Consider the following 5,092-nt stretch of genomic DNA (forward strand, 5'->3'; position numbering starts at 1 on the left):
ATGCCAAGTCGTTGAGGCTAGTGGCAACGTGGGGATGTTCTTCTCCCAAACGGGTTTTTACTACTGATAAACACTGCATACGCCAAGGTTCTGCTAACGCATACAAACCTTGTCCTTCATAAAATCTACCCAAACCAATAAACACCCAAGCTAAATCTTCATCCCTTAGCGCATCAATCAAATTTTCGGCAACTTCTTGGAGATGGGGAATAGTATCTTGCACTGAGGCGATAAATTCTAAAGTGATAGCTTGAGGAATTTCTTTCGCCTTTGCTACCATCGCCGCTGCAAAAGCTTGTTTGAAATCTAACCTTAACTCCTCTCTGCCTGTGCAATGGTAAATCTGTGCTAATTTTCCTTTAAGAAACTCCCGAATTAACGGATGAATTTGATAACAAGCGTTTTTATCTTCTAATCTTTGAATAAGATGTCGCTTGTAAAGTTGCTTTCTGGCTTCGGTAACATCTGCCTTTGCCCAATTTAACAATTCACTGATAGACTCTACCAATTGCCAAGGTATGACACCAGGGGCAAACAAACTCAACAACGCACCTACAAGCTGGGTTTTTTCTTCCAATTCTCGCCAGCTTAATTCAAAGGCGGCTTTGACTCCTAACTGTGCTGCACTCAAGGTTGGCTGTCTCCGTTCCAATGCTTCATCTTCTAGATGCTGCACCTTCAGCCGTTCTAACATTTCTGCTAAAGATAAATCTGGATCTTCAGCTAAATACTGTCCTACTAATTCCAACCCTAAAGGCAAATATCCCAGCCATTCACACAATTCTTTAGCCGTTGTTTCTTCTCGTTGTATCCGCCTTTCACCCACAAAAGCTGTTAGCAGTTCCAACGCTTTATTTTCCGGGAGTACATCTAAGGAAATTTCCTGCACAAAATTAGGACTGAGGTTGCGTAACCGGGTGGTGATAAGTACCCGGAAGCGGTTCCCAGGCGGCTGTACTTCTTGCAGATTCTCTAAATTAGTGACATCATCTAATACTACCAACACTAAACCCTCAGATGGTTGCCAATGCTGCCAACACCACTGCGCTTGTTCTTGGGGGTTCAGCAGTTTTCCGCCTAATTTGTCTGGTATTTCTTGACCAATGTACAAAAGATAAAATTGCACAATGCTGGCTGCTAAGTCTGATTCTCTCCCATTCAGCCAACAGATACCCCCAGGATAATCAACTTCATGTCTTAGTGCGTACTGGGTTGCGAGTTCTGTTTTACCGACACCACCCATTCCAGCCACCGCCGAAATCGCCACTTTCCCCGACTGCTGCAATTTCTGATGGATGTCGGTAAGTTCATTGTCTCGCCCAACAAACTTGACTGCGCCTTTGCGACTTAGATTATTGGGGATATTTGGTGGAGAATTTCGCTGTGACGACCCAATATTAATTGTTGGGTTGTGAATGTTAGTCTCTCCACCCTTAATGTTTATCCCTTGCCAGTTCTCTGCGGTCATTTACTGCCAAAGTTTAAAGTGGGATTACTGATAGTATTCTCGCCACCCTTAATATTTATACCTTGCCAATTCTCTACCGTTGTAGGACTTTGCGCTTTAATAGCTGCGGTTAACTCTGCTATAGCCTTTGCCAGTTCTGGGTTATCTTGTGCAGCAGTGTTTACTTGATTTCCTAAAGCTTCTACAGCTTCCTTAATTTCCGGGTCTGCCTCTGCTGCTTTTTTTACATCTTCTACTAATACAGCTTCACCAATATCTTCTCGTTCTCCTGGCGGTAAAGCTGCTTGTTCGGCTGCGGTTTCTAAAGCGGCTGCTGTTGCGGGTGATTTATCTTGAATAACTTGCTTGGCTTTGTCATAAATTGCATCCAAAGCCTTTTCCGTTGACCAATCAACGAATTTATTACCTAGAAAAGCTAAAAGAGCGATCGCACCGACGGTAATTGGTTCCATATAATTAGGTACGATATTATACGATTAAGTACGATTATAGTTAATTTTCTCAATACCATTGGGCAAGAAAAGGTAAAAGCTCAGTACCACAACAATTTTCTGCCCTCAACCACGATATTTCTTGTTCTTAGCCGCAAATATAAGTAGTTATACAAAATTAATTACACAATGTCATTGCGAATGTAGCGAAGCGGAATGAAGCAATCGCAAGGGGCGGATTGCTTCGCTCTGCTCGCAATGACTGTAAATATTTTTGTTTAGGTACTTATTATGCGGTTGAGGCTTTTAGCTCCGTTAATGAGTCTTTAATACTCGTGAATGAGGCTTTTAGCTCCGTTAATGAGTCTTTAATACTCGTGAATGAGGCTTTTAGCTCCGTTAATGAGTCTTTGATACTCATGAATGAGGCTTTTTGCTCCGTTAATGAGTCTTTGATACTCGTGAATGAGGCTTTTTGCTCCGTTAATGAGTCTTTGATACTCGTCAATGAAGCTTTTATCTCCGTTAATGAGTCTTTGATACTCGTGAATGAGGCTTTTTGCTCCGTGAATGAGTCTTTAATACTCGTGAATGAGTCTTCAATCTCTATTTACAAGTATTTCTAATGATATGGTGTCCGACCAATCACGCTGAATTATGTCATTGCGAGTGGAACGAAGTGAAACGACGCAATCCCAAAAATTTTGCTATTGCTTCACTTCGGTCGCAATGACGGTTATTTAAATGGACATGATATGAATGAGTATAAATATTAGTTTTTTGTAGGATAGACATTGCTGCTCAACAACTAAATATCCATCACATACACTTTTTGCTGCATAAGTTTCCTACTAGCGTGACAAAGCTAGTTGTCCAAGACGCTTCAACACACTCAAAACTGTATACAACTCATTCCCAGGATTGAAGATATAGAACAAGCGAGAAAACGCATACTTTAGCATTTCTTGCTGAATCAATTTAACGAAGATAAAACTACCGCCATTAGTAATTAATCCATATATTGGTTTATCGGAGTTAGAGAGTGCCAGCATATATGCTAAAAGTTGTGGTTTGCCTACCTCCACAGAAAAGGCTGCTTGTTTAGACTCTATGACTACCACCACTAGCTGTTCAAACAAAACTAAGACATCAATTTGTCCTTTGACTGTTACACCTTCATCTTCAACAGAAACTTCAACAGACTTTTCAGATTTGACGTGAAATGGAGAGAGATAAAAGTCTGCTAAATCCAATAAGGGAGACAACACCACCATTTTGACGGTGTTTTCAAGTAAAGGAGGATATTTGAGCAGATTGGCGTAACTCGCCTTAACTCGGTCAAGTTGCTGTTTCTCGGAATCTGTAATTTCTGGTAAATTGTCTTGCCATTCTCTAAAAAATTGCTCATCCTCAACTAATTGAATTCCAAATCTGGACTCTAATTCAAGCAAGGTGATGTCTTTAGCCTGGATTATTTGAACCATAATTTAGAAAATCTTCTCTTCTGCTCTGCTTTAACTATAAGTTTCTTTTATTGAAACTGCGATATTCCCAAGGGTTGGTAAAGTTCGCATCGCCCCAAACCCCACGCTTTTGCTGTTGCGCCTCTGCTTCGGCTTGTTGCACTAATTCTTTACTGGGACACTTATTTAAATAAGGGCGATAAACTTTTGCTAATCCCTCACGTAGTAAGACTTGCTGCACAAATGTGCCATTGTTTAAGCGAACTTCCGCAACTTTTCTACCGTAGCGATCGCTATCAGTAATATTCAAAGTGACGCGATCGCCTCCTTGTCTCACCAACTCCTGTAACCGTTCTTGAGCTTTAGCACCCCAAGTAAATTGATTGCGATCGCTGGCGCGTTTACTTTGCTTTTCCTTATTGGTATGTGGTATTTCTGGCGCATCCATGCAAGCAAAGCGCACACTAAATTTGTTTCCTTGGGCGTCTTTCACAGTTAAAGTATCACCATCACTGACTCGCTCAACTACATCACCCTTAGCACCAAAAAAGCGATCGCATCCCATCAACCCGAAAATAATAATAGCTGCACACAGCCAAATGAATACTTGTTTATTCAACTTCCGCATTTTCATTTTGAATTTTGAATTGAAATTACCTCTGGAGGATGATACTAGCAAAACAATGTCCAGTTGCGGGCAATCATCGATTGGGGAAGACTAGGATAAAAAAAGTAAACTCCCAATCATCAGCGGGAATCTCCCATGAATTTCTTCACTTACCTCATGCACCTAGCCGGTTCGGGTGCGATCGCTTATTACTCTGCAGCTCAAATCCGCGATAATAAAACTCGCCCTGATGTCCTCGCAAGGTTTCAGTTAGCAGAATCTGGCTCCGTTCCATTTTTGACAGCACTAAGCGATCGCGCCGCAGCTGAAGGTGATACATGGCTAGCAGAAAAACTAACAAAACACGCAGCAGACGAAACTCGCCACGGTCAAATTTTTGCCCACGCCTTAAAACAGTTAAATAAACAAGTTATAGATTTTAAAAGCCAACCCCAACCAAAATCTCAAAATAAATCACAACAGCGCAGTCCCTTTTTTGCCATATATTATGAAGGCTATGCTCAAGAACAGCTAAAACCTGCTGTGATTGACTGGGATGTATTTATGGCTAGCACCTACATTCTGGAATTAGATGCTAGCAAAGACTTTGCACGGATGGCGAATGTCCTACCCGATGATGATTCCACAGCACGTAACCTCAAAATTGGAATGTTAAGCATCGCCCAAGATGAAACCGGTCACGCTGCTTATCTTTACGAAGCGATGACACGGCGGATGTCTGCTAACCAAGTGCAAAATCTAATAGATGAATGGCGTACCCGCAAAGTCAACGCTTTATTAGCAATGGTGGGCGGTATCCTCCAGCGCAACGGCGACACCCGTTCCCTCGTTCAAGATGGCGCACCATCAGAAGCCGATTCTGAGTTAGTAGTTGCTTAAGAAGTTCTAAAAAATGATTGTAAAAGGTTGTTTGAAAAGTGCTTGGCTGTGATTTTAGGCACTTATTGATCCCCCCTAGCCCCCCTTTAAAAGGGGGGAACTAGAATCAAAGTCCCCCTTTAAAAGGGGGATTTAGGGGGATCTTATTATTCACGCATCATTTAAGACTGCTATAGGACTCATATTTGATTTTTGAACAAAATTCAGTACACCTTTATTCCTT

Annotated in this window: 5 protein-coding genes; 1 reads left to right on the forward strand and 4 read right to left on the reverse strand. The window is 41.6% G+C overall.

The genetic code is table 11. From position 1 onward, the window contains the following. The 4 genes from AC5JL8_RS03800 to AC5JL8_RS03815 form a co-directional block, all read right to left on the reverse strand. Positions 1-1,468, reverse strand: a 1,468-nt coding sequence (locus AC5JL8_RS03800) for a tetratricopeptide repeat protein (protein WP_495878450.1), incomplete at its 3' end; no start/stop codon positions are given. Further along, the gene (locus AC5JL8_RS03805; protein WP_495878451.1) at positions 1,465-1,920 is read right to left on the reverse strand and encodes a hypothetical protein; all 456 of its coding nucleotides are present in this window, start codon (positions 1,918-1,920) and stop codon (positions 1,465-1,467) included. The genes AC5JL8_RS03805 and AC5JL8_RS03800, both read right to left, overlap by 4 nt. An 830-nt stretch (positions 1,921-2,750) precedes the next feature. Then, positions 2,751-3,383 carry a restriction endonuclease subunit R gene (locus AC5JL8_RS03810; RefSeq protein ID WP_495878452.1) on the reverse strand — a complete coding sequence of 211 codons (633 nt, stop codon included), beginning with the start codon at positions 3,381-3,383 and terminating at the stop codon, positions 2,751-2,753. A 34-nt stretch (positions 3,384-3,417) separates the two neighbouring features. Then, positions 3,418-3,990 (reverse strand): thermonuclease family protein, encoded by a 573-nt coding sequence (locus tag AC5JL8_RS03815; protein ID WP_495878453.1) that lies wholly within the window; start codon positions 3,988-3,990, stop codon positions 3,418-3,420. Positions 3,991-4,125: 135 nt separating this feature from the next. On the opposite strand from AC5JL8_RS03815, the gene AC5JL8_RS03820 reads away from it, so the two are divergent. Next, complete coding sequence (locus AC5JL8_RS03820; protein ID WP_495878454.1) at positions 4,126-4,869, forward strand: ferritin-like domain-containing protein; 744 nt, start codon at positions 4,126-4,128, stop codon at positions 4,867-4,869. Positions 4,870-5,092: the final 223 nt, after the last annotated feature.

The sequence above is a fragment of the Mojavia sp. genome, assembly GCF_059505145.1.

Coding starts and splice junctions, on each gene's coding strand:
- AC5JL8_RS03805 (WP_495878451.1), bottom strand. CDS start 1,920: ATGGAACCAATTACCGTCGGTGCGATCGCTCTTTTAGCTTTTCTAGGT.
- AC5JL8_RS03810 (WP_495878452.1), bottom strand. CDS start 3,383: ATGGTTCAAATAATCCAGGCTAAAGACATCACCTTGCTTGAATTAGAG.
- AC5JL8_RS03815 (WP_495878453.1), bottom strand. CDS start 3,990: ATGCGGAAGTTGAATAAACAAGTATTCATTTGGCTGTGTGCAGCTATT.
- AC5JL8_RS03820 (WP_495878454.1), top strand. CDS start 4,126: ATGAATTTCTTCACTTACCTCATGCACCTAGCCGGTTCGGGTGCGATC.